The organism is Enterobacter sp. V89_11, from assembly GCF_029967775.1.
GTDB classification, from domain to species: domain Bacteria; phylum Pseudomonadota; class Gammaproteobacteria; order Enterobacterales; family Enterobacteriaceae; genus Enterobacter; species Enterobacter ludwigii.
The window spans coordinates 173,052-197,647 of record NZ_JASCAN010000006.1; the positions used below are offsets into that span (position 1 = coordinate 173,052).

A 24,596-nucleotide genomic window follows, 5' to 3' on the forward strand; every position below is an offset into this window, starting at 1 on the left:
TCTCCGCTCATCTCTGCGTCACAAACTGTGTAAAAGTGGTCCTGCCAATATTGTGTTGTAGGGTGAATGACAATAAATGGTTAACCAGTTGTTATGAGTCGGCAATGATTTTGTGAGGGGAATTAGTGGAATTGTGAACCAGGAAAGTGATTACCGGGAGATTGGTTGGGCCAATTTTAAGCGGTGAGGGGGCGACGCGGTATGGTTTTCGCCCTCTCGCCTGGGAGAGAGGGCGGGGGACGATCAAAACGCGGTCTTACAAAAACCCGTCATCTCTTTCAGACCCATTTCGCGACCAAGCTCGGTCATGGGATGAACCACCACCAGGCCACGGACGCTTTTCTTCAGCTTGCCCATGTCGGCCTGCTCTTTTTTAGTGATGGCGCGACGGTGCGGCATGCTCAACAGCTTTTGGGCTTCGTTGCTCAGCTTCTGGCCTTTGACTTCGCGCAGACGCTCGATTTCCGCTTCAAGCTTCTCACTCTCTTTCTCCAGCTCGGCATACTTCTCGGCGGACTCAACCAGTGAGAGACCAGCCATCTGGTGGCGGATCAGATCCAGGCGGTCGCTCAGGCGTTTAATTTCGTTCTTTTCGACTTCTTTCATGACAAATAACTCTGAAAACGGGGAATTTACAGGGAAGGATACACCAATGTGAGCAGGCTTACTTCTGAAACGCTTTTTTTAAGCTGATTCGGGAAATCAGCTCAGTCAGGGAAAGGACCATCGTGGAACGGACAACCTGTTGATAACGCAGCTTTTGCATCGCGTACAGCTCAGGGTCACTGTTATCAAAATGGGGAGCAGGGGGAAGCGCGGTGACGCAGTGTAGCTCGCCGAAGGGGCCAAGGATCTCATCATCGGTAAAGGTGTACTCATTACCGTCATGATTTAACTCTTCGCGCAGCGCCATCAGCAGCTCGGCATCTTCATACTCTTGTCGGTTCAACACGCCAAGACCATAAATCAACTTCAGACGTACCGATAAATCGCCCAGCGGTCCGTCTCCGTCCAGTAACGGTTCTACAGCATATTTTACCGCGTAGTCGTCTTTGCGAAACACCTGAAGTACCAGAATATTCACCGCCTCGGTTAGCAACTCGACGGCGGCAATCAGGAAACTTCGTACGGTTTTGCCAGCATTCAGACGCTCAAGCACACGATTTTCAAAGGCCTGGGTTTGTTCCATTATTGCCTGCATATCTGACAATCTGTTATTTGGGCGCAGGCTATCCTGCGCCGCACTCTGCATCATTTGATTGCGTTGTAAGCGTTCACCGCCTCCACAACCACGTCGCTGTTGGCGTCCAGACCAGAGATCTGCGCCAGCGCACCCTGCGGGCCTTTATCGTTAATCAGCTGAGCCAGCTCCTGCGCCTGTGGATCCTGTTCGCTGCGGTAATGCATCGCGGCGGCAATCCCTTTCACCAGGTTGGCGTGCGCAAGATCATACTCCAGCGTGCCCAGCAGCGGTTTAATCAGGCGATCGCCCGCGCTCAGTTTACGCAGTGGCTGACGGCCTACGCGCTCAACGTCATCTTTCAGATACGGGTTTTCAAAACGACCGAGGATTTTCTGGATGTATGCTGCATGTTTCTCAGCATCAAAACCGTAGCGTTTGATCAGCACCGCGCCGCTCTCTTCCATTGCCCCTTTAACCACCGCACGGATGCTCTCATCGAGGATCGCGTCACGAATGGTCTGATGACCGGCCAATTTTCCGAGGTACGCGGTTATAGCATGCCCGGTGTTCAGCGTGAAGAGTTTACGTTCGACAAAGGCCATCAGGTTATCGGTTAATTCCATCCCCGGAATGGTTGGCAGTGCGCCTTTAAACTGGGTTTTATCGACGATCCACTCGCTGAAGGTTTCCACGGTCACTTCCAGCGGATCGTGGGTGGCGGATTCTGATGGCGGAACGATACGGTCAACGGCGGAATCCACAAAGCCGACGTGCGCTTCCACCCAGGCTTTATCTTCGTCCGCGACGGCGGCGAGCACATGGCCTTTCAGCTGCGTGGTGCCGCGCACCATGTTTTCACAGGCGATGATGTTCAGCGGTGTGTCGATGCCCTGCGCTTTACGTTTTGCCAGGCCTTTCGCCACCGCAGGGGCAATGCGCTCAAGCACCACCGGGCCAACGGCCGTGGTCACCAGATCGACACTGGCGATGAGGTCGATAACGTCTTCGCCAATGCTGCTTACCGCATTAACGCCAGACACCGTCTCAACCTGCTCGTTTTCGCCTACCACGTGTACCTGATAGCTATGACGGGCATTCAGGGCATCCAGGACTACCTGATTCACATCGGCGAATGTCAGCGTAATGCCTGCGTCTGCCAGCAGTTTACCGATAAAGCCACGACCGATATTACCTGCGCCAAAATGTAATGCTTTCATAGTATTAACCTTAATCAATGTTTTTACCCGAGAGGGCTGGGGTGAGGCTTTGCCCTCACCCTAACCCTCTCCCCACAGGGGGAGAGGGAAGAGGTTCCGTTACTTGTTCAACAGCGCCAGCACTTCTTCCACGCTGGTGGTGTTGGCCAGACGTTCAATGACAGAGTCGTCATCCAGCGCGTTGGTCAGGCTGGTAATCACCTGGATGTGCTCGTTGTTGCGAGCGGCGATACCAATCACCAGGCGGGCGATGTCGTCTTCTTCTTCACCGAAGCGTACACCATCCGGATACTGGCAGAACACCACGCCGGTTTTCAGTACGCGGTCTTTCGCTTCAACCGTACCGTGTGGAACCGCAATGGATTCACCCAGATAGGTTGGGGTCAGCTTTTCACGCTCCAGCATCGCGTCAACGTATTCAGGCTGCACGTAGCCGCCTTTCACCAGCTGTTCACCGGCAAAGCGAATCGCCTCTTCCTTGTGGGACGCCGTGCGGCCCAGGAAGATGTTTTCTGCGCCCAGGCGGAACAGGTGGCTGTCGTTCGCGTCAAAGCTGTCTTTCAGGCTGTCGCGGACTTTGACTTCGTTATCTTCATGACGCTGCGCGGCCACCAGACGTTCGGTCAGGTTGGTGTACAGGCCGCTGTCCAGGAAGTTGGTCAGCGAAATGTGCTGTGCCTGAGGAACCTGACGCATCGCACGTTCGGTCAGATCGCGGTGCGTAATCACCAGGTCAACATCTGCAGGGAGGCTGTTGATGGCGCTGTTGGTGACGGAGATGTTGGTCAGACCCGCATCCTGCACTTTCTTACGCAGCACGCCGGCACCCATGGCGCTGGAACCCATACCCGCGTCACAGGCCACGATGATTTTACGTACGTGGCTCAGGTCGTTAGAGACATCGCCCGCCGCCAGCGGCGTTGCGCCTTTTGATTCGGCTTTCATGTCATGCATACGACGGGTTGCCGCTTCGATATCGTCATCTTCTTTCACTTTGCTGGTTTTCAGCAGGATAGAAGAGACCACGAAGGAGACGGCCATTGCCGCACAGATGGCTGCGATGTTAGCGAAATAGGCACCTTTCGGGGTCATCGCCAGGACCGCCAGGATGGAGCCTGGAGAGGCCGGAGAAACCAGACCACCGCCCAGCACGCTCAGGGTGAACACGCCCGTCATACCGCCGAGGATAACGGCCAGAATCAGACGTGGGTTCATCAGCACGTAAGGGAAGTAAATTTCGTGGATACCGCCCAGGAAGTGGATGATAGCTGCACCGCCCGCAGACTGTTTCGCACTGCCGCGACCAAAGAACATGTACGCCAGCAGAACACCCATGCCCGGGCCCGGGTTGGCTTCAATCAGGAAGAAGATGGACTTGCCGAGGTCATGAGACTGCTGAATACCCAGCGGCGAGAAGATACCGTGGTTAATGGCGTTGTTGAGGAACAGGATTTTCGCCGGTTCAACAAAGATAGACGCCAGCGGCAGCATGTCGTGCGCAACCATGAAGTTAACGCCTGCCGCCAGAACTTTGGACAGCACTTCAACCGCAGGGCCAATGCCGAGGAACGCCAGAATCGCGAGGATCATACCGATGATGCCCGCAGAGAAGTTGTTCACCAGCATTTCGAAGCCGGATTTGATCTTGCCATCAACCCAGACGTCGAATTTCTTAATTGCCCAGCCGCCCAGAGGGCCCGCAATCATTGCACCGAGGAACATCGGCATATCCGCACCGACGATAACCCCCATCGTCGTGATGGCACCCACAACGCCACCACGGTCTCCACCCACCAGACGACCACCGGTAAACCCGATAAGCAGCGGCAGCAGGTAGGTAATCATTGGGCCAACAAGTTTCGCCAGCGTTTCGTTAGGCAACCACCCTGTCGGAATGAACAACGCAGTGATGATACCCCACGCGATAAACGCGCCGATATTTGGCATCACCATATTGCTGAGGAAACGACCAAAGCTTTGAACTTTGATCTTGAAATCGGATGACATAAAACACCCCTTCTTCTGTTTACGCTTAGGCTTGCGGCCCGAGGTTTATTGTTAATGAGGCGGCAGAGGTAGCCGGGCCCTGTTCTGATGCTGTGAAATCTGGCACTGAATCGTTCAACTGTCCAGACGATGGAAATTTGTGTGATATGAATCACGTAAATGTAGGGGGTGCAGACATGAATGAAGTGATCTTCGTCACAAAAACGGTGGATAAAAAAAATACGATGGCGATAAATAACGCAAAAACCACCCACTTCTGTGATATGAATCACACTTGATTGTCGTGAGTTTGTTTCTGGATTGTGATTAATTTCACAAAAAATTTTTATGCAGAATTCTCCGGATGTGATCGGCGACAAATTCTGCCTGGCGATCCAACGCCAGGATGTCATGAAGTCACACATAAAGCTAAAAAATGACTTTTCATGTGTGGTATGGCGAAAAGCAATAAGGTACGTTACGCTCATATTGTAAGGTTAAGTCTATTATTATTCAGGATATATTTTGACACGCTTATAAACTTGCATGGAGATATTATAAAAAACGATACTCCCCGGCTCTGAAATATAAGTACACCTCGTATTTATAAAAAATTAATTAGGTTGCGTACCGTTTTATTAATTTAATGAGTTGACGTTGTTTAAGTGAGGAGAATATGTTTCTCAACTATTTTGCGCTGGGCGTATTGATTTTTGTATTTCTGGTTCTTTTTTACGGAATCATCGCCATCCATGATATTCCTTATAATATGGCCAAAAAACGGAATCATCCCCATGCGGATGCCATTCATACGGCGGGATGGATTAGCCTGTTTACGCTCCATGCGATTTGGCCGTTCCTGTGGATTTGGGCCACGTTGTACCGCGAAGATCGCGGCTGGGGGATGCAGAACCACATCTCAAAACCTGATGAGGTCCCGGGTATGGATGCTCTGACTAAACGTGTGGCCGAATTAGAACAAAAACTGGCAGCGGTACCTCCCACGGCTGACAAGAACACGCTGGAGCACTAATCATGGATCTGCTGATTATTTTGACCTATGTGGCCTTTGCCTGGGCCATTTTTAAAATATTCCGTATTCCGGTAAACCAGTGGACCCTCGCGACCGCAACATTAGGTGGGGTGTTTATTGTCGCCGGGCTTATCCTGTTGATGAACTATAACCATCCCTATACCTTTACGGCGCAAAAAGCGGTTATTTCCATTCCGATTACGCCGCAGGTTACTGGGGTAGTGAGTGAAGTTACCGATAAAAATAACCAGCTAATTAAAAAAGGCGAAGTGTTATTTAAACTTGATCCGGGCCGCTATCAGGCGCGCGTCGACAGACTGCAGGCCGACCTGGTCACCGCCACGCACAATATCGACAATCTCAAAGCGCAGCTTGCGGAAGCGGTCGCCAATACCACGCGCGTGTCCGCTGAACGTGATCGCCTGTATAAAGATTACCAGCGCTACCTGAAAGGCAGCCGGGCAAAGGTTAACCCGTTCTCTGAAAGCGATATCGACAACGCACGGCAAAACTATCTGGCGCAGGATGCGCTGGTAAAAGGCTCGGTGGCTGAACAGACGCAAATACAAAGTCAGTTAGACAGTATGGTCAACGGTGAGCAATCCCAGGTTGCTTCCCTGCGTGCTCAGCTTGCTGAAGCGAAATACAACCTGGATCAGACCGTGGTGCGTGCGCCGAGCAATGGCTATATCACGCAGGTGCTGATTCGTCCGGGGACCTATGCTGCCGCGCTGCCGCTGCGCCCGGTCATGGTCTTTATTCCTGAACAGAAACGCCAGATTGTGGCCCAGTTCCGTCAGAACTCGCTGCTGCGTCTGAAGCCGGGCGACGAAGCGGAAGTGGTCTTCAACGCGCTGCCGGGCCAGGTCTTCTCCGGTAAGCTCACCAGTATTCTGCCGGTGGTGCCGGGGGGGTCATACCAGGCGCAGGGTGCGCTGCAGTCGCTGACCGTGATCCCTGGCACCGATGGTGTTTTAGGCACTATCGAGCTGGAGCCGAATGCTGATGTCGATGCGCTGCCCGACGGCATTTATGCTCAGGTGGCGGTCTATTCGGATCACTTTGCTCACGTCTCGGTAATGCGTAAGGTGCTGCTGCGTATGACCAGCTGGATGCACTACCTCTATCTCGATCACTAAGCCCTTCAGGGCAGGAATGCGACACGCATACCTGCCCTTTTTTCATCGCTTGATCCATACTGACTTTTTTCGGCATCAAGGATCAGGCAATGAAACTTATCGGCAGCTACACCAGTCCCTTCGTGCGAAAAATCTCGATTCTCCTGCTGGAGAAAGGGATTGAATTCGAGTTCGTCAATGAACAGCCTTATCACGCTGAAAACGGTGTGGCACAGTACAACCCGCTGGGAAAAGTGCCGGCGCTGGTAACAGACGAAGGCCAGTACTGGTTTGATTCCCCCATTATTGCGGAGTACATCGAGCTGCTCGGCGTGGCCCCGGCGATGTTACCGGCCGATCCAAACGCGGCGCTGGCAATGAAGCAAATTGAAGCGCTGGCCGACGGTATTATGGATGCGGCGTTAACGTCCGTACGCGAGCAGGCAAGACCCGCCGCCCAGCAGTCTGAAACGGAACTGTTACGCCAGCGTGAAAAAATCAGCCGCAGCCTGGACTGGTGCGAACAGCTTATCCGGGAGGGAAAAATTCAACCCGATAGCCTGAACCTGGCAACGATAGCCATTGCCTGCGCCATCGGTTATCTCAATTTCCGGCACGTTTCCCCCGGCTGGTGCGTCGACCGTCCATTGCTGGTGAAGCTTGCAGAAACGCTCTTTCAGCGCGAGAGCTTTGCCCGTACCGAACCGCCAAAGGCTTGATGCGGGTTATAACACTTCGCAGCAGGAGGCGGTACAATCCCTTCTTATGTTGACTCCCTCTCCCGTCGGGAGGGGGGATGATATTTACTCGCCAGGCGCTTTCATGACAACTCATCACTCCCTGTACAGCCAGATCCCTGCAACCGACCGTCTTCTTCGCGAGCCGCGCGTGCATGCTGCCGTTGCGCGGTTCGGCCATACCGCGACGGTTGAAATATTACGTCTGCTTCAGGACGAAGCCCGCAGCCATATTCAGACAGAAAATGCATTGCCGGACTGGTGTGCGGCGTGGGGGCTGGAAGTGGAACTGAGGCTCGAGGAGAAAGCACAAAGCGCGTTACGCCCGGTCATCAACCTGACGGGAACCGTGCTGCACACCAACCTTGGTCGCGCTCAACAGGCAGAAGAGGCCGTCGCTGCGGTCGTGCAGGCCATGCGTTCCCCCGTGACGCTTGAGTACGATCTGGACGGCGCAGGGCGCGGACATCGCGATCGGGCGCTGGCGGACCTGCTCTGCGAGCTGACCGGCGCAGAAGATGCCTGCATTGTGAATAACAACGCGGCGGCGGTACTGTTAATGCTGGCAGCGACCGCCAGCGGTAAAGAGGTGGTGGTTTCCCGTGGCGAGCTGGTCGAGATTGGCGGTGCGTTTCGCATTCCGGATGTTATGCGCCAGGCGGGCTGTACCCTGCATGAAGTGGGCACCACCAACCGCACGCATGCAAAAGATTATCGCGCGGCAGTGAATGAAAATACCGGGCTGCTGATGAAGGTCCACACCAGTAATTACCAGATAGCCGGATTCACCAAAACCGTTGAAGAGGCGGAGCTGGCGGAGCTGGGCCGTGAGCTGGGTGTGCCAGTGGTGGCCGACCTCGGTAGCGGTTCGCTGGTCGATCTGAGCCAGTACGGTCTGCCAAAAGAGCCCATGCCGCAGGAGATGATTGCGGCGGGCGTCAGTCTTGTGAGTTTCTCCGGCGACAAACTGCTTGGCGGCCCGCAGGCGGGGATTATCGTGGGTAAACGTGCGCTTATTGCGAAGCTGCAGCAGCACCCGCTCAAGCGTGCACTGCGAGCCGATAAAATGACGCTTGCCGCGCTGGAAGCGACGCTGCGCCTTTATCTCCACCCGGAAAAACTGGCTGAACGTCTGCCCACGCTGCGCCTGCTGGCCCGAGATGCCGCCTCAATTCGCGCCCAGGGTGAGCTGCTCTTGCCACACGTTGCGCCGCACTACCCCGATTTTGACGTGCGCCTTGAAGCTTGTCAGTCGCAGATCGGCAGCGGTTCACTGCCGGTGGACAGGCTGCCCAGCGCAGCGCTCACGTTTACACCCCGTGACGGGCGCGGCAGCCAGCTTGACGCTTTGTCGGCGCGCTGGCGTGCCTTGCCAGCACCGGTTATCGGGCGCATTTACGATGGCCGAATGTGGCTGGATCTACGCTGTCTTGAAGATGAAGCGCGATTTCTGGAGATGCTGTTGAAATGATTATTGCCACCGCCGGTCACGTCGACCACGGAAAAACCACCTTATTACAGGCCCTGACCGGGGTGAATGCCGATCGTCTGCCGGAAGAGAAAAAACGCGGCATGACCATCGATCTGGGCTATGCCTACTGGCCTCAGCCTGATGGCCGGGTGCTGGGTTTTATTGATGTACCGGGACACGAGAAGTTTCTTTCTAACATGCTGGCGGGCGTCGGTGGCATCGATCATGCTCTGCTGGTGGTGGCCTGTGATGACGGCGTGATGGCGCAAACGCGTGAACATCTGGCAATTTTACAGCTGACGGGCAACCCGCAGCTGACCGTTGCGCTGACCAAAGCTGACCGCGTCGATGAGGCGCGACTCAACGGGGTACGCGAAACCGTGCAGGCGACCTTGCGGGAGTATGGATTTGCCGATGCGCCATTATTCGTCACCGTGGCGACAGAAGGGCGCGGTATTGACGAACTTTGCCACCATTTGCAGCAGCTTACTTCACGCGAGCATGCCAGCCATCATCGTTTCCGTCTGGCGATCGACCGGGCCTTTACCGTTAAAGGCGCGGGGCTGGTGGTCACCGGTACCGCGCTGAGCGGTGAAGTGAACGTGGGCGATACCTTATGGCTCACGGGTGCCAACGCCCCGATGCGTGTGCGCGGTTTGCATGCGCAGAACCAGCCCGTAGAGCATGCCCATGCCGGGCAGCGCATCGCGCTCAATATTGCGGGCGATGCGGAAAAAGAGAAGCTTAACCGTGGCGACTGGCTGCTGGCCGGTGTACCGCCAGAGCCTTCTGAGCGGGCGATCGTCGCCCTGCAGACGCATGTGCCGCTGACCCAATGGCAGCCGCTGCATATCCACCACGCGGCCAGCCATATCACCGGGCGCGTGTCACTGCTGGAAAACGACCTTGCCGAACTGGTTTTCGATTCGCCACTGTGGCTCGCGGATAATGACCGTCTGGTACTGCGTGACATTTCGGCCCGGGAGACGCTGGCCGGGGCGCGGGTAGTAGCGCTCAACCCGCCGCGTCGCGGCAAGCGCAAGCCGGAGTATCTGCAATGGCTGGGAGCGCTGGCGCAGGCCGCGGATGATAAAGCCGCGTTGCTTGTTCATCTTGAGCGCGGTGCCGTCAATCTGAGCGATTTCGCATGGGCTCGTCAGCTCAGCGCGGAAGGATTACGCCTGCTGACCCAGGAGCCCGGTTTTATTCAGGCGGGTAACAATTTACTGAATGCCCCGGTCGCAGCATGCTGGCAGCGCAAGGTACTGACCACGCTCGCCACTTACCATGAACAGCATCAGGATGAACCCGGCCCGGGACGTGAACGCCTGCGACGCATGGCGCTGCCGATGGAAAACGATGCGCTGGTGCTGCTGTTGATTGAAAACATGCGCGAAAGTGGGCTGATAAAAAGCCACCACGGCTGGCTGCATCTGCCGGATCACAAAGCCGGGTTCAACGCCGGGCAAGAGGCGATATGGCAGAAAGTAGCCCCGCTGTTTGGCGACGAGCCGTGGTGGGTTCGCGATCTCGCACGTGAAACGAATACTGACGAACAGGTGATGCGCCAGGTATTGCGCCATGCGGCGCAGCAGGGATTAATCGTCGCGATCGTGAAAGATCGTTATTACCGTAACGATCGCATTGTGGCGTTTGCTAACCTGATCCGCGAGCTGGATCAGGCGCGAGGCACGACCTGCGCAGCAGATTTCCGCGATCGGCTGAACGTCGGGCGCAAGCTGGCGATCCAGATCCTGGAATATTTCAACCGCATCGGCTTTACCCGTCGTCGTGGCAACGATCATTTATTGCGGGATTCGTTATTATTTCCTGAAACTCCGTGACCCCCGTCGTAAACACCGTTACCGGCTGGCGAGAAAATCGCCAGCCGGAACTACCCTTGTTGTACACCAACAGCAAGGAGACGGTCATGACAAACAATCCTCCCTCATCGCGTATCCAGCCTGGCGAGTATGGTTTTCCCCTCAAGCTGAAGCCCCGTTATGAAAACTTTATCGGCGGCGACTGGGTTGCACCCGTCGGCGGCGAATACTATTCCAATCTGACGCCCGTTACCGGCCAGCCGCTGTGTGAGATAGCCAGCTCCGGCAAGGGGGATATCGATCTGGCGCTGGACGCCGCGCACAAAGCCAAAGACAAATGGGGGCATACCTCTGTTCAGGACAGAGCGGCGATATTGTTCAAAATCGCTGACCGGATGGAACAGAATCTGGAGCTGCTGGCTACGGCGGAAACCTGGGATAACGGCAAGCCAATCCGTGAAACGATGGCGGCAGACGTGCCGCTGGCCATTGACCACTTCCGCTATTTTGCCTCCTGTATTCGCGCTCAGGAGGGCGGAATTAGCGAGGTAGACAGCGACACCGTGGCCTACCACTTCCACGAACCGCTGGGCGTGGTGGGGCAGATCATTCCGTGGAACTTCCCGTTGCTGATGGCGAGCTGGAAAATGGCGCCCGCGCTGGCGGCGGGTAACTGCATTGTGCTCAAACCGGCCCGCCTGACCCCGCTGTCAGTCCTGCTGCTGATGGAAGTCATTGGCGACCTTCTCCCGCCAGGCGTGATTAACGTGGTGAACGGGGCGGGGGGTGAGATAGGGGAATATCTGGCGACCTCAAAACGGATCGCCAAAGTCGCGTTTACCGGGTCGACGGAAGTGGGTCAGCAGATCATGCAGTACGCGACCCAGAACATCATTCCAGTGACCCTGGAGCTGGGCGGTAAATCGCCGAACATTTTCTTCGCCGACGTCATGGAGGAAGAGGATGCCTTCTTCGATAAAGCCCTGGAAGGCTTTGCGCTGTTTGCTTTTAACCAGGGTGAAGTCTGTACCTGCCCAAGCCGCGCGCTGGTGCAGGAGTCTATCTATGAGCGCTTTATGGAGCGAGCCATTCGCCGCGTCGAGTCTATCCGCAGCGGTAACCCGCTTGATAACGTGACCCAGATGGGCGCGCAGGTCTCGCACGGGCAGATGGACACTATCCTCAACTACATTGATATCGGCAAGAAAGAAGGGGCGGATGTCCTGACCGGCGGTCGGCGTAAAATGCTGGGCGGCGATCTGCAGGACGGGTATTACCTGGAGCCGACGATCCTGTTCGGCAAAAACAACATGCGCGTCTTCCAGGAGGAAATTTTCGGACCGGTGCTGGCCGTCACCACCTTCAAAACGATGGAAGAGGCGCTGGAGATTGCTAACGATACGCCGTATGGCCTCGGGGCTGGCGTCTGGAGCCGCAACGGTAATCTGGCTTATAAAATGGGGCGGGGCATTCAGGCCGGGCGCGTGTGGACCAACTGCTACCATGCTTATCCGGCGCACGCGGCTTTTGGGGGCTATAAGCAGTCGGGCATTGGGCGTGAAACCCACAAGATGATGCTGGAGCATTACCAGCAGACGAAATGCCTGCTGGTGAGTTATTCCGATAAACCACTGGGGCTGTTCTAACCCTCCAGCTCAGGCTGCCCCTGGGCAGCCTGAGCAATTTGCTGACGCAGGCAGTTCAGTACACCGTCCAGAATGTACTGCACGCGCCAGGGCTGGTATTCACGTTTGCGGAATATCGCCGTCAGGTCGAGCCACCACTCTTCCTGATGGGGGAAGCAGGGAACCAGAGAACCACTCTTAAGCTCTTTTTTCAGGCTTTCTTTCGGCGCAAAAACAATACCGAGATTATTTCGTGCCAGTTCCAGCGCCGTCTGCGTATTGTCGCAAATATAATTTCCGGTCACTCTGTAATCATATACGGTCTCACTACCGTGGACGCGAAAACGCCAGATGTTCGCCTCATCCACCAGCATCGAGTCTATTAAAATACAGGAGTGATTCATTAAATCTTCAGGTCCGGTTAAGGGGTGGTTTTTCAAATATTCTTCTGTGGCAAATGCCGTGACGGAATATTTCGTTAACACACTGGCGACCAGACTTTCATCTTTCGGCTGAGCATAGGTAATGAGAATATCGCAATCATCGGGGAACGAGACCCCTTCGGAATATTCATTACGATCCAGGTTGTATGTTTTTAACGAGATGCGGATATCACCGATGTCCTCAATCTGATGGATCACATGTCGCGCCAGATACATCACGATACCCGTTGGGGCGTAAATGGTCACTTTTCCACGCTTCTCATGCTTATAATCAGCAATGAAATTAATGAGCTGGCTATTTTTATCCAGCGTGGCGTCAATGTAGGGGAGTAACGCTTCGCCAAACTGGGTTAGCGCAAGCTGACGGGTCGTGCGCTCAAATACTTTTAGACCGACACGCGTTTCAAAATCAGAAAGGTATTTACTGACGTTAGCCTGTGCCATGCCCAGCAGGGCTGCGGCATCGCCAATACTGTGGGTGGCTGCGATGACGGAAATAATTTTTAACTCGCGTGGCTTTAGCTGGAACTTATTCATCATGCGCACCCATCTATATGTTTTTATATATAATATTATATAAACTGCAGCGTTGCATTGGCAAATTTGTAACCATTATTATTCGCCTCGCTTGTTTGGCGTCTAAATGGATTACATGTAATGACTATTAAATACAATTTACTCATCGCAGCCACGTTATTTGCAACATCATCTGCAATGGCTGGTGACTTTTCACTTGGGGCGGGGGCTGTATTTAATGAGTCGCCTTATAAAGGATATAACGAAAATACCACAGCGGTACCGTTAATTAGCTATGAAGGCGACCGGTTTTATATTCGCCAGACCACCGGCGGGTGGATCCTGTGGAAAGACGAAAAAAATGAATTCAGCATGACCGCATCGTGGATGCCACTGCGATTTGATCCTGAAGATAACGACGACGCTCAGATGAAACACCTCGATGAGCGTAAAGCATCAGCGTTTCTCGGCGGGGCGTACTACCGCCATGAACACTGGGGCTCGCTGAAAGTGGCGGTCTCGGGTGATGCGATGGATGAGAGCGGCGGCGTGATCGGTGAAATCTCATACTTCCGTCCGGTTCGGATGGAACGTCTGACGCTGACGCCATCGGTAGGTATTTTCTACAGCGACGAAAGCTATAACGATTACTACTACGGTGTATCCGGCAATGAGTCTCGCCGCTCAGGCCTCAATGAATACACCGCAGGTGATAGCTGGACGCCGTATGTGGGTCTCGCGGCGAAATATCAGTTAACCCAGAATCTGTTCATCAACGCCAGCGCGGTCTATACCGTGTTACCTGACGACGTGAAGAACAGTCCGATGATCGACCGCGAAGACAGTTTCGCGCTGATGACCGGCATGTCCTGGCGTTTCTGATCTAAAGCCGGGTGGCGATTGCCTTACCCGGCCTCGGTTTTTATCTCCCGCGCCTGTGGGAGAGGGTTGGGGTGAGGCTGACAGGACAGATGTCTTCAGGCCTCATCCACCCAAATCCGCATTTCCCCTTCTCCCCGGTTTGCCCAACTGAACCACGGAATAAAGGTCAACGTCCGGGGCTGGCGCTGCACCGGGGCGCGATCGTACTGCCACAGTGCCTGCGTGCCTTCCTCATCAGCGTGACGCGCGATTCCCTCCGCCTGAATCAGTATCTTGTGCGCAAAGATCCCTTTTCCTTCAAAGACCCGAAATTCGCTCTGCTCAGGCAGGGAGAGGTTATGCAGGTTCGCGCCATTGTCGGCCTCTTCCAGGCAGTAGACCAGCGGGCCACGCTGCAGCGCGACTTTGCCGGCCTGCTGGCGTACCAGCGGGTTACCGTACACGCGGCGGACCGGCATGGGTAAGGTCAGCGTAAGGGTATCTCCCTCCTGCCAGCGGCGGGTGAGGTACAGATACCCCCGGGAGACATCACCCGTGACCCTTTCGCCGTTCAGTGACACGGCCGGGCTTGCGCACCAGTCCGGTAAACGTAGCGCCAGCGTGTGGGTCACCGGGACAGGTGAGGTGATCTCGATGTTGACCTCTTCCTGCCATGGATAATTACCGCTAATCCGTAGCTGTAAGGTGCCCTTATCTACCGGTATGGCGACGTCGTTCCCCACATAGAGGTTGATAAAGAGCGCGTCCTGGCGAACGGTATAGAGATAGTGGCCCAGCGAAGTGAGCACGCGGGCAATATTGGGCGGGCAACAGGCGCAGCCGAACCAGCGCTGGCGAACCGGCTTAACGTGGTCGTAAACATGATTAAATGCCAACGTTTTAGGGTGTACCTCCAGCGGGTTCACATAGAAGAAATGTTTACCGTCCAGCGCCATGCCGCCCAGTACCGTGTTGTATAAGGCACGCTCCATCACGTCGGCGTACTGGCTGTCCGCTTCCATCTCCAGCATCCGGCGGGCAAACATCATCAGGCCAATGGAGGCGCAGCTTTCGGCATATACCGTATCGTTAGGCAAATCGTAATCGCTGCTGAAGGCTTCGCCACTGCTTTGCGAGCCGATCCCGCCGGTAATATAGAGCTGTCGCTGGGCCATGTTATTCCACAGCCGCAGGCAGTCCTGGCGTTTACCCTCGTCATGACTCAGGCGAGCAAGATGCGCCATGCCCGCCATCAGATAGACAAAACGAACCGCGTGGCCGATGGCGGTGTGTTGTTCGGCAAGCGGTTGATGCGCCTGGCTATAGGCTTTGTCCTTGACCATCCACGCCGGGCCGTACGTGTTCCAGTGCGATGTCCGGCCCCGTTTCTCATATTCGATATCGTAGAAATGAGGCTGCGTGCCGCGCGTGTCGATAAAATATTTCACAAGGGCCAGGTAACGCGGTTCCTGAGTGACGTCGTAAAGCCGCATCAGCGCCAGCTCAATTTCCGGATGGCCCGGATAACCGTGAAGCTGCTCCTCGCCGGGGCCAAAGACCCGGTCGATATGGTCCGCCAGTTTGCATACCACCTCCAGCAGACGGCGTTTTCCGGTCCCCTGAAAATAGGCCACGCCGGCTTCAATCATATGTCCGGCGCAGTACAGTTCGTGGCATTCGGCAAGGTTCGTCCAGCGCTCACCGGGTGCTTTCACCGTGAAGTAGGTGTTGAGATAGCCATCGTCACACTGCGCCGCCGCAATCAGCTCAATCACCTCATCGGCGGTTTTTTCACGTTCCGGGTCGGGCTTCTGGCACAACGACCACGCGACGGCTTCCAGCCATTTCGCCACGTCGCTGTCCTGAAACACCATCCCATAGAACTCCCCCTGTTCCAGCCCTGCCGCAATGCGGAAGTTGGTGATGGCGTGACTCGGTTCGGCTTCGGTAACGCGATCGTTTAGCGCATCCCACTGGTAGGGGATCACCACATCACGCACCAGCCGCTGATACTGGCCGAGAAACGGGTCGTTGATGTTCAGTGTGTGCAGGTCGGCTTCCATTATGGACATGTCATTCTCCTCAGGACGATACGTGACGCTGGCGCAGATCGGTGGCAATGCGCGACATCATGGGATTGTTGAGTCTGCACCAGCGGATTGAGACCGCCAGCAGCAGGTGGAAAAGGGCGGGGAGCAGCGTCTCCATCGCAGTAATTCCCTGTAACGAGGCTGGCGTCTGGTTGCCCGCGCCCGGCTGGTAGGCGACGGCGATAAACACCAGGCTGATGATCCCGGCGCTGGACGCCCAGGCGAGCTTGATGAAAAACAGATTAAAAGCGAAGTTCATGCCAGATGAACGTACCCCGTTTTTCCACTCACCATAGTCATCTGCAAATGCCATCAGCGAGAAGTGCAGGGGCAGGGTAAAACCGAGAATGACGCCGTTACTCAGAATAACGATCAGCCAGAGCATCTGATGAGCCGGACCGCCTGGCAGAAACCACATTCCCGCCGCGAGCGCGGCCAGCACGAGGTTGGTGTAGTAATAGAGTTTGACGGTATCATTCCGGCGAGAAAGGGGATTCACGATCACCGCGCCGAGAATGGCCGCAAAGGTCACCATCGTGAAGAACAGCGAGGTATAAGCGGTACTGCCCTGGAGCACATAGGTGATGAAGTACATGTAGCCGCCGCCACGAATGTTGAAGACGTTGATCAGCAGGAATGACATCACCAGCATCAGCAGGAGCTGATCGTTGTTGCGCAGGCCGGCCAGGTGCTCGCGTAAGGTGAATTTGCCCATCAGCGCCAGCGGGACGCGCTCACGCACCCAGAAGAAGCAGCAGAGGAACATCACCACGGCGATGGCGCACAACACCCCAACGCCGAGTTGATAGCCTCGGGCAGCGTTGCCCTCGCCCAGCGCTGCGACCAGCCACGGCAGGCCAACAGAGACCAAAAAGCCCGCCACACCGCACAGCACAAAGCGCCATGACTGGCAGGAGATGACCTCGCTGTGGCGGGTGGTCATGGTGTTGATCAGCGCGCAGTAGGGCACGTTGATGGCGGTATAGCCCACTGACAACAGCAGATAGGTACCAAACGCCCAGGCGATTTTCACCCCCATGCTGGCGTCAGGCACGGTGAAGGTCAGTACACCGATAACCCCGACAGGAAGCGCCACCCACAGCTGCCACGGGCGAAAACGCCCCCAACGGCTTTGTGTTCGGTCGGCAATCACCCCCATCACCGGATCGGAAATGGCATCAAACACGCGCAGGGCAATAAACAGCGTGCCAACGAGCGCAGGCGTCAGACCAAAAACGTCGGTGTAGAAGAAGGTAAGAAAATTCATGATCAGGCAGGTAATGACCGTGCCACCCGCGTCACCCAGGCCGTAGCCTATTTTTTCGCGGACTGACAGGCGGTCATCCATAGCCCCTTGTACGACCTGTGATTCTGTAATCGGTGTGGAAGTCATGAGGTAACTCCTCGGTAATCGATTTTTATCGTATTTATGCAAGGTACCCCATTCATTCTGCACCGAACGCTCAGGCCAACAAGGGAAGGGAAAAGTATAAAAAGGTGACGATTCCGACCTGATGATAAATTTGTGATTTCGATCGGGAAGGCAGGAAGATATTCATTAATAATCAAAGCATAAGATGAATATTAATGGCAATCAGAGCGGAATGGTGAATATCCATGCTTGAATTATCCATAGCGCTTCCGATTAAAGTGCAAAATGGTGGGCTCTTTATTTCCCGGGGCGTGGGCCGGCATCCGGCGCGCAAATTAACTTCGTGGGAGATTATCTTCGTTGAAAAAGGGACATTAACGATCCAGGAAGAAAACACGCTCTTTGAGGTGAAAGCGGGAGAGAGCTTACTGCTCTGGCCGGCGCGTCGACACGTGGGGACAGAAGATTTCCCGGCGGACCTGCGGTTCTACTGGCTGCATTTTGAGGTCGAAGGGCAATCGTCGCCTTTGCCACATGCTTTTCCGGTGGCCATTGAACAACATTGCTGCGTGCGCGATGCTCAATATGTGATTGCGCTATTCCGGCAATTCCTGAGTGAGCAGGAAAAATTACAGCGAAGCGTGGCGCTGGAAATGATTTTGCTGCTGATTTTACAGCAAGTGTCGATCTCCTCAGGTTATGAAGACAGAGCCGATGAAGCCGGCGCGGCCATGGCATGGAAGGCAAAACAGCTTATTCGCACGCAGTTTCATCTGCCGCTTTCCACATCGCAACTGGCAAAAGCCTTGCACTGCAATGCCGATTATCTGGGACGCGTATTTCGCCGGACCTTTCACTTAACCCTGACGGAAGCGATCCATCGCCAGCGCGTCAGGGCGGCTGAAAAACTGTTGCTGAACGACTCTGCGTCCCTGACCGAAGTGGCAACCCGCTGCGGTTTTAATGATGTCGGGTATTTCCGGCAGATATTTTCAAAGCATACCGGCTTAACGCCCGCCGTCTGGAAACGGCGGTACTGTAAGGAGCATATTAATTCCGGGTGATCACTGCCCGTAGTAGGCTTTTGCTCCATGCTTGCGCAGATAATGTTTATCGAGCAATTCCTGCTGCATCGTCGGTAGCTGTGGCGCAAGCTGGTGTGAAAACAGCCCCATAAAGGCGCACTCTTCCAGCACCACAGCGTTATGTACCGCATCGGCCGCATTTTTTCCCCAGGTGAACGGGCCGTGAGAATGCACCAGCACCGCCGGGATTTGCATCGGGTTTACGTCGCGCTCCTCAAAGGTTTTGATGATCACTTCACCGGTCTGGTATTCGTATTCACCCGCAATTTCAGCCGGGGTCATCAACCGCGTGCAGGGGATCGCACCATAAAAATAGTCAGCGTGCGTGGTACCCCATGCCGGTAAATCCTGCCCTGCCTGCGCCCAGACAGTGGCATGACGGGAATGGGTATGCACAATGCCGCCAATTTCAGGGTAACGGCGATACAGCGCCAGGTGGGTTGGCGTGTCGGAAGAGGGTTTTTTAACCCCCTCGACCACCTGGCCCGTGGCAATGTCCACCACCACCATATCCTCTGCGGACATCACGTCATACTCCACGCCGGAGGGTTTAATCACCATCAGGCCGCGTTCACGATCCACCGCACTGACGTTGCCCCAGGTGAAAGTCACCAGCTGGTGGGCGGGCAGCGCCAGGTTTGCCGCCAGGACCTCGGCTTTGAGTTGTTCTAACATGTCATCCCTCCTTCCTGCATCCGGGCTTCAATCCAGCGGCGTGCCTGGATGATTTCCAGTACCGGCTCTTTGGCTTTTTCGGTCCACATTTCAATCAAAAATGCACCGCGATAATTGAGCTGATTCAGCGTGTTAAATATGCCCACGAAATCGACGCACCCCTCACCGAACGGTACGTCACGAAACTGTCCGGGGCTTTGTTCAGTCACGGGCTGGGTATCTTTCAGGTGGATGGCGGCGATGCGATCGATGCCCAGCGTCAGCTCGGCGGCCACATCGTTACCCCACGCGCTCAGGTTGCCGACGTCCGGATAAACGCTGAACCATGGCGAAGCGAGCATTTCGTCCCACTTTTTCCATTTGCTGATGGAGTTCATAAACGCGGTATCCATGATCTCCACTGCCAGCATGACCTGTGCGGCGGCGGCCTGCTCCACGGCCCATGCCAGCCCTTCGGCAAAGCGTTGCCGGGTACCTTCGTCATGTTCTTCGTAATAGACGTCATACCCGGCAAGCTGGATGGTGCGAATACCGAGATCGCGCGCCAGACGGATGGCTTTGGTCATGATGGCGCGTGCGCGCTCGCGGACGGTCTCGTCCCGGCTACCAAACGGGAAACGGCGGTGGGCAGACAGACACATCGACGGGATCGCGACCCCGGTTTCCAGCATCGCCTCAACCAGAGAGGCGCGCTGCGCGGTGTTCCATTCAAGGCGGGACAAACGCTCATCGGTTTCATCGATCGACATCTCGACAAAATCAAATCCGCAGCTTTTTGCCAGCACCAGGCGCTCTGGCCAGGTGAGCGCTTTCGGCAGCGCTTTTTCGTAGATACCTAACGGATGCTGACGCATGGTGACTCCCCCCAGATGTCGCGGATGTGTGAATGGAATGCATGGGCCACCTGCGGTGGGTTGGCAGCGCCTGTCAGTGCCCGTCCGGCAATAAACGCTTTCACATTGATCTGCTTAAACAGCGGCAGGTCGGCGGGGGTAATGCCGCCGGTGATCGAGAGCTGCAGGCCGATATCCGAGAGGGCTTTCATGCTGGCGAGATCCGCCTCGCCCCACTGCTGGCCGCTGGCCTGTGCGTCGCGCCCACGGTGATAAATGGCCTGTGTGACCCCGATACGGTGCCATTCACGCGCATCATCCAGCGTCCAGTGACCAAACAGCTCCATCTGAATTTCCCCGCCGCAGCGCAGAGCCACCTCGTGACCCTTCTCGACGGTTGCCAGCGGCGCGGCGCAGATGATGGTCATCCAGTTCGCGCCTGCGCCAAACGCCTGTTCAGCCAGCGTTTCTCCGGCATCGGCCACTTTCCAGTCAGCCACGATCGTTTTTTTCGGACACTGCTGGCGCAGTGCGCGCACGGCATTAAGCCCTTCGGTGAGACACAAAATGGTGCCTGCTTCGATGATATCGACGTGATCCGCAAGCCGCTCGACGTCGCGCTGTGCGGCCTGAAGTGAGGTATGGTCGAGCGCCAGCTGCAGTAATGGTCGGCTCATAGGTCGTGCTCCTTAACATGGGCGTGATAGCCCTGTAGTGCTGAAATCAGTAACTGGTAGCGCTGATACTTGCGCTGGTAGGCCGCATGGGCATGCTTGTCGGGAGTGATGACGCGAATGTGATGTCTGACAGCCTGCTGCGCGGTGCGGAAATCGGGATAAACGCCGGTACCCACCAGCGCGGCCAGCGCCGCGCCGGAACAGCCGGTCTCTTCGACCTGCGGCAGTTCTATTGCCAGACCGCTGACGTCCGCGAGCATTTGCATCCACACATCTGAATGGGCAGGGCCGCCGGTTACGCGCAATGCCTGCACGTGCGTGAAACGCGCTAGCATGCGGTTAAGATGGGTCATGTGGCTGAAGACCACACCTTCATAGACCGCCTGCAACAGATGTGCGCGGGTATGCAGGGCCTGCATACCGTAAAACCCGCAGGTCATCTCCAGCCCGGCGTTGCTGCCATAGAGGAACGGCAGGAAGAGCAGATCGCTTCCGGCTTTCGGCAGGCTGGCCACGGCCTGGTTGATCGCATCGAATGACATGTCGCCCCACTGTGTGGTCAGCCATTCGAGGTTACCGGACGAGGTGGGGCTGGCTTCGTGAACGATGTAGTGCTGCGGATGAACGTAGCGCCCATACACATAGGGATACGGCTCGTTATGGCCTATACCGTTGGCGATCCCGCTGGTGACAGCCCAGGTGCCCATCACGGCGTTGAGCGTGCTGTCGTCATGTAACCCGGCGCAGATCGCGGTGGAAACCACATCAAACAGCCCCCCCACAACGGGTGTACCCGCTGCGAGACCGGTCAGGGCGGCGGCCTGAGCGGTGATTTCCCCGCAAATTTCTGCTGAACCGACGATCGGCGGCAGTGCGCCGTCAATTTCATCGATGCCGAGCCAGCGTGTGAGCTGCGGGTCGTACTGCCCGGTGTTCATGTTGTAGAGATTGGATTCAGAGATGTTGCTCTCTTCACACCCTTTAACGCCGGTGAGGCACCAGCGCAGGTAGTCGTGCGCCATCATCACACAGCCAATCTGCTGATAACGGTGCGGTTCATTCTCTTTCACCCAACGCAGGAGGGAGGCGGGATGCCCCGTCCATAGCGTCTGGCGCGTATGCGGATAAAGCTTTTCAGGAATACCGTCCTGCTGCCAGCGCTGTACAATCTCCAGCGCCCGGCGGTCAGAGGAGAGCATGGCGTTGCCGAGCGGCTGGTCATACTTGTCCAGTAAAAACAGTCCTTTACCCTGAGCTGATATCCCGACGCCTTTGATTTGTGCGCCGCCGATGTCGGCCTTCTTAAGCAGCAGGGCGACGGTGGTGTGGCACTGCTGCCAGAGTTGGTGCATATCCCGCTCAGCGTGGCCTGCGTGTGGGCTGAGTGTGGCAACCGCGCGGCGCTCAATACAGACTTCCTGGCCCTGGCGGGTGTACAGACCGGCTTTCAGATACGTTCCGCCACAATCGATACCCAGCCAGAAGGGCTCTTTTTCACTCATCGTTGACTCTCTTGTCTTACGCCCTCTCTTCAGGAGAGGGCGGGGGGATCAGGCTGCGTGCTTATGCGGGTTCACGCCGGGGTTGGGTTCCGCTCCGGCATCGCATTTCGCCGGTAGCATCAGGGCGAGCAGCGAGGCCAGCGCCAGCGAAACCGCGAGGCAGTACACCCCGGCATCTTTGCTGTAGAGGGTGATCAGCACGCCCACCGCGTAAGGGCCGCAGAACCCACCGAGGTTACCCAGGGCGTTAATCACGCCGCGAGCGCCACCGGCCATCTCTGCGCTGAACAGGCGCGCCGGAATCGTCCAGAACACACCCGCAGCGGACTGCAGGAAGAAGCCACAGCCCACCAGCGCGGCATAGGCCAGCCAGATGTTCTCTTTCAACGCCACGGAGAGGAACATGCAGAGCGCGAAGCCAATCAGCGGCAGGGAGACGAACAGCTTGCGCTTGCCGGTACGGTCAGACAGTGAGGAGAACAGGAACATGCCCGCAATGGCGCCGACATAAGGCAGGATGGCGAGCATTCCCACCTGGCCGATGCTGGTATGCGTCAGCTCTTTGAGAATGGTCGGCAGCCAGAGGGTGTAACCGTAAATCCCGGTCTGGTAGAAGAAGTTCAGGGCAATCAGCTGCCACATGGTTTTGTCGGACAGAACCGCACTCAGCGAGGCATTTTTTACCGCTTTTCCGGCAATAGCCTGCTGTTCTGCGGCCAGCGTTTGTATCAGATAATTTTTCTCGGCCTCGGAGATCCAGCGAGCCTCCTGCGGGCGGTCGTAGACGGTGAACACCCAGAGCACCAGCACCACAATGGACATCAGCCCTTCAATGATGAACAACCAGCGCCAGTCGAGTGCGGTGATAATCCAGCCCGACAGGGGCGCGGTGATGATCCCCGCAATGGGAACAAACATGATGACAATCGCATTGGCGCGGCCGCGTTCGGCGTCCGGGAACCAGTTACTGATCATCGTGAGCACCACAGGCAGCATCCCGCCTTCTGCCACACCGAGTAAGAAGCGCAGTGCCAGCAGTTGATACTGGTTGGTCACAACGCCGGTCAGGACCGAAATCACCGCCCAGGCAACCAGTGACCAGCCAATAAACTTCTTACCGCTGCCATGCACGGCAATCTTGCCGCCGGGCACCTGCAGGAACAGATAACCGATAAAGAAGATCCCACCCGCCAGGCCTGCCATGGTGGCAGAGATACCTAACTCTTCATCCATACCGCCTGGCATCGCAAATGCGATATTCACGCGGTCCATATATGAAATAATACAGGCGATAAGAATAGGCGGAATGATTCTTAACCAGCGCTGGCGCGGAATATCCGCTTGTAGAGCATGAGTAGAAATATTCATATTTAATATCTCAGTGAATGTAACCGGAATAAGATTTTTATTGTTATTGCGTTGCTTTTTTCATTTCACTAATGCCGTCGCGCAAAATAGCGATGCGATGGCTGACGTTAGCATTAGCATTTATTTCCAGTAATTTAATACCGGAGAATTTCAATGTTGCGGCGCTCGCCGCAGTAAAAAGTGCTTTTACCTGTTCGGTGGTCATTAAACTGTCGGCACAGAACGGGGAAAATGGCGCATGCAGATCCTGCCATTCGCCGTACGCTCCGCGAACGGAGGTCCCGGAGAACATCAGTGCGCCCAGCTTCCCGGCCTCAAGTGCGGCTTTAACATGTTCAGGCGGCAGCGCGGTATTGCGTCCTTCGATAGCCGACCGCGCCCAGTTGATGCATACGCTGATATCCGTTTCTTTCACCACCTCAAGCACCTGCGCTAAGGGCAAAAACCCCTTGCGTGGCGCGGGGCCGGTCATTGCATCGCAGTGTTCAAGCACCAGGTCGCATGACCAGTCCCATGAGGTGATTTCGCGTACAGAACGGGAAAACGCAGCGGTAGCTTGTTCAACAGACGGGTTTCCCGCCTGCGGCGCGGCTTGCATCTCCAGAGCGATAATTTTGCCTGGAAAGCGAGTATTGATGGCATCAATCTTTCGCAGCAGATGGCGGTAATAGTCAACGCAGGCTTTGCGCTGTTCTTCATCGGCAGAGGCCAGGCCAAACGCGCCATTTGTGCCGCGGCGGCGCATGGTTTCCATCACCGCGGTAACCACCATTTGCCAGTCTCCCGGCGTATGGCGGAACAGCCATTCGTCACCCAACGGATGGAGATCCTCAAGACACGGTTGCTCCAGCCCGCGAATATCTGGCGTGTCAGAAAGCGCTCGCCAGAAGTCCTGCTCTTCTTGTTCCCCTTGCTGGTGAAACGAGGGTGCGCAGGGGTACGCACCAATTATAAAACCGGTGTTAGTCATTTCGCATTCCC

At 55.8% G+C, this 24,596-nt stretch carries 21 protein-coding genes; 8 read left to right on the top strand and 13 right to left on the bottom strand.

The genetic code is table 11. The features are described from left to right. Positions 1-243: 243 nt before the first annotated feature. From QLG09_RS06790 to QLG09_RS06805, 4 genes are all read right to left on the bottom strand, one after another. On the bottom strand, positions 244-606 hold the full coding sequence (locus QLG09_RS06790) for a YibL family ribosome-associated protein (RefSeq protein WP_014168086.1): 363 nt from the start codon (positions 604-606) through the stop codon (positions 244-246). A 58-nt stretch (positions 607-664) separates the two neighbouring features. Next, positions 665-1,252 (bottom strand): mannitol operon repressor MtlR, encoded by a 588-nt coding sequence (mtlR, locus tag QLG09_RS06795; RefSeq protein WP_025206446.1) that lies wholly within the window; start codon positions 1,250-1,252, stop codon positions 665-667. Beyond that, positions 1,252-2,400 carry a mannitol-1-phosphate 5-dehydrogenase gene (gene mtlD, locus QLG09_RS06800; RefSeq protein ID WP_044858417.1) on the bottom strand — a complete coding sequence of 383 codons (1,149 nt, stop codon included), beginning with the start codon at positions 2,398-2,400 and terminating at the stop codon, positions 1,252-1,254. The genes mtlR and mtlD overlap by 1 nt, the downstream gene beginning before the upstream one ends. Before the next feature lie 99 nt (positions 2,401-2,499). Next, complete coding sequence (locus QLG09_RS06805) at positions 2,500-4,407, bottom strand: PTS mannitol transporter subunit IICBA (RefSeq protein WP_014168089.1); 1,908 nt, start codon at positions 4,405-4,407, stop codon at positions 2,500-2,502. Between the two features lie 655 nt (positions 4,408-5,062). On the opposite strand from QLG09_RS06805, the gene QLG09_RS06810 reads away from it, so the two are divergent. The 6 genes from QLG09_RS06810 to QLG09_RS06835 all read left to right on the top strand — a co-directional run bounded on the left by QLG09_RS06810 (position 5,063) and on the right by QLG09_RS06835 (position 12,214). Then, positions 5,063-5,419, top strand: a complete 357-nt coding sequence (locus QLG09_RS06810; RefSeq protein ID WP_014168090.1) for a DUF3302 domain-containing protein — start codon at positions 5,063-5,065, stop codon at positions 5,417-5,419. A gap of 2 nt (positions 5,420-5,421) precedes the next feature. Beyond that, positions 5,422-6,558 carry an HlyD family secretion protein gene (locus QLG09_RS06815; protein ID WP_014168091.1) on the top strand — a complete coding sequence of 379 codons (1,137 nt, stop codon included), beginning with the start codon at positions 5,422-5,424 and terminating at the stop codon, positions 6,556-6,558. 89 nt (positions 6,559-6,647) lie between these two features. Further along, the gene (locus QLG09_RS06820; protein WP_014168092.1) at positions 6,648-7,256 is read left to right on the top strand and encodes a glutathione S-transferase; all 609 of its coding nucleotides are present in this window, start codon (positions 6,648-6,650) and stop codon (positions 7,254-7,256) included. A gap of 103 nt (positions 7,257-7,359) precedes the next feature. Further along, positions 7,360-8,745 (top strand): L-seryl-tRNA(Sec) selenium transferase, encoded by a 1,386-nt coding sequence (selA, locus tag QLG09_RS06825; RefSeq protein ID WP_020882665.1) that lies wholly within the window; start codon positions 7,360-7,362, stop codon positions 8,743-8,745. Next, positions 8,742-10,589, top strand: a complete 1,848-nt coding sequence (selB, locus tag QLG09_RS06830) for a selenocysteine-specific translation elongation factor (protein ID WP_020882664.1) — start codon at positions 8,742-8,744, stop codon at positions 10,587-10,589. Before selA ends, selB begins: the two co-directional genes overlap by 4 nt. Before the next feature lie 86 nt (positions 10,590-10,675). Further along, the gene (locus QLG09_RS06835) at positions 10,676-12,214 is read left to right on the top strand and encodes an aldehyde dehydrogenase family protein (RefSeq protein ID WP_020882663.1); all 1,539 of its coding nucleotides are present in this window, start codon (positions 10,676-10,678) and stop codon (positions 12,212-12,214) included. Here QLG09_RS06835 and QLG09_RS06840 read toward each other — a convergent pair. After that, complete coding sequence (locus tag QLG09_RS06840) at positions 12,211-13,176, bottom strand: LysR family transcriptional regulator (protein WP_059305611.1); 966 nt, start codon at positions 13,174-13,176, stop codon at positions 12,211-12,213. The genes QLG09_RS06835 and QLG09_RS06840 overlap by 4 nt on opposite strands. Before the next feature lie 117 nt (positions 13,177-13,293). Between QLG09_RS06840 and QLG09_RS06845 the strand changes: the two genes are divergently transcribed. Beyond that, positions 13,294-14,034, top strand: a complete 741-nt coding sequence (locus QLG09_RS06845) for a MipA/OmpV family protein (protein ID WP_014168097.1) — start codon at positions 13,294-13,296, stop codon at positions 14,032-14,034. Positions 14,035-14,129: 95 nt separating this feature from the next. Here the strand turns inward: QLG09_RS06845 and QLG09_RS06850 are convergent, their stop codons facing one another. Further along, positions 14,130-16,085 carry a glycoside hydrolase family 127 protein gene (locus tag QLG09_RS06850; RefSeq protein WP_020882661.1) on the bottom strand — a complete coding sequence of 652 codons (1,956 nt, stop codon included), beginning with the start codon at positions 16,083-16,085 and terminating at the stop codon, positions 14,130-14,132. Between the two features lie 10 nt (positions 16,086-16,095). Continuing rightward, positions 16,096-17,496: an MFS transporter gene (locus tag QLG09_RS06855; protein ID WP_049023116.1), complete on the bottom strand. Its 1,401-nt coding sequence runs from the start codon at positions 17,494-17,496 to the stop codon at positions 16,096-16,098. Positions 17,497-17,720: 224 nt separating this feature from the next. Here QLG09_RS06855 and QLG09_RS06860 point away from each other — a divergent pair, with 224 nt between their 5' ends. Further along, entirely contained in the window at positions 17,721-18,539 is an 819-nt protein-coding gene (locus QLG09_RS06860; RefSeq protein WP_020882659.1) for a helix-turn-helix domain-containing protein, read from the top strand. Here the strand turns inward: QLG09_RS06860 and araD are convergent, their stop codons facing one another. The 6 genes from araD to QLG09_RS06890 are packed head-to-tail and all read right to left on the bottom strand — an operon-like array spanning position 18,540 to position 24,585. Next, the gene (gene araD / locus QLG09_RS06865; protein ID WP_032679343.1) at positions 18,540-19,235 is read right to left on the bottom strand and encodes an L-ribulose-5-phosphate 4-epimerase; all 696 of its coding nucleotides are present in this window, start codon (positions 19,233-19,235) and stop codon (positions 18,540-18,542) included. It lies immediately after the preceding gene. Continuing rightward, positions 19,229-20,089, bottom strand: a complete 861-nt coding sequence (locus QLG09_RS06870) for an L-ribulose-5-phosphate 3-epimerase (protein WP_014168102.1) — start codon at positions 20,087-20,089, stop codon at positions 19,229-19,231. The genes araD and QLG09_RS06870 overlap by 7 nt, the downstream gene beginning before the upstream one ends. Further along, complete coding sequence (gene ulaD, locus QLG09_RS06875; protein WP_014168103.1) at positions 20,071-20,745, bottom strand: 3-keto-L-gulonate-6-phosphate decarboxylase UlaD; 675 nt, start codon at positions 20,743-20,745, stop codon at positions 20,071-20,073. The genes QLG09_RS06870 and ulaD overlap by 19 nt, the downstream gene beginning before the upstream one ends. After that, positions 20,742-22,247 carry an FGGY-family carbohydrate kinase gene (locus QLG09_RS06880; protein WP_049023117.1) on the bottom strand — a complete coding sequence of 502 codons (1,506 nt, stop codon included), beginning with the start codon at positions 22,245-22,247 and terminating at the stop codon, positions 20,742-20,744. The genes ulaD and QLG09_RS06880 overlap by 4 nt, the downstream gene beginning before the upstream one ends. A gap of 48 nt (positions 22,248-22,295) precedes the next feature. Continuing rightward, entirely contained in the window at positions 22,296-23,615 is a 1,320-nt protein-coding gene (locus tag QLG09_RS06885) for an MFS transporter (protein WP_014168105.1), read from the bottom strand. Positions 23,616-23,658: 43 nt separating this feature from the next. Continuing rightward, positions 23,659-24,585: a DUF4862 family protein gene (locus QLG09_RS06890; RefSeq protein ID WP_047366260.1), complete on the bottom strand. Its 927-nt coding sequence runs from the start codon at positions 24,583-24,585 to the stop codon at positions 23,659-23,661. Positions 24,586-24,596 lie beyond the last annotated feature (11 nt).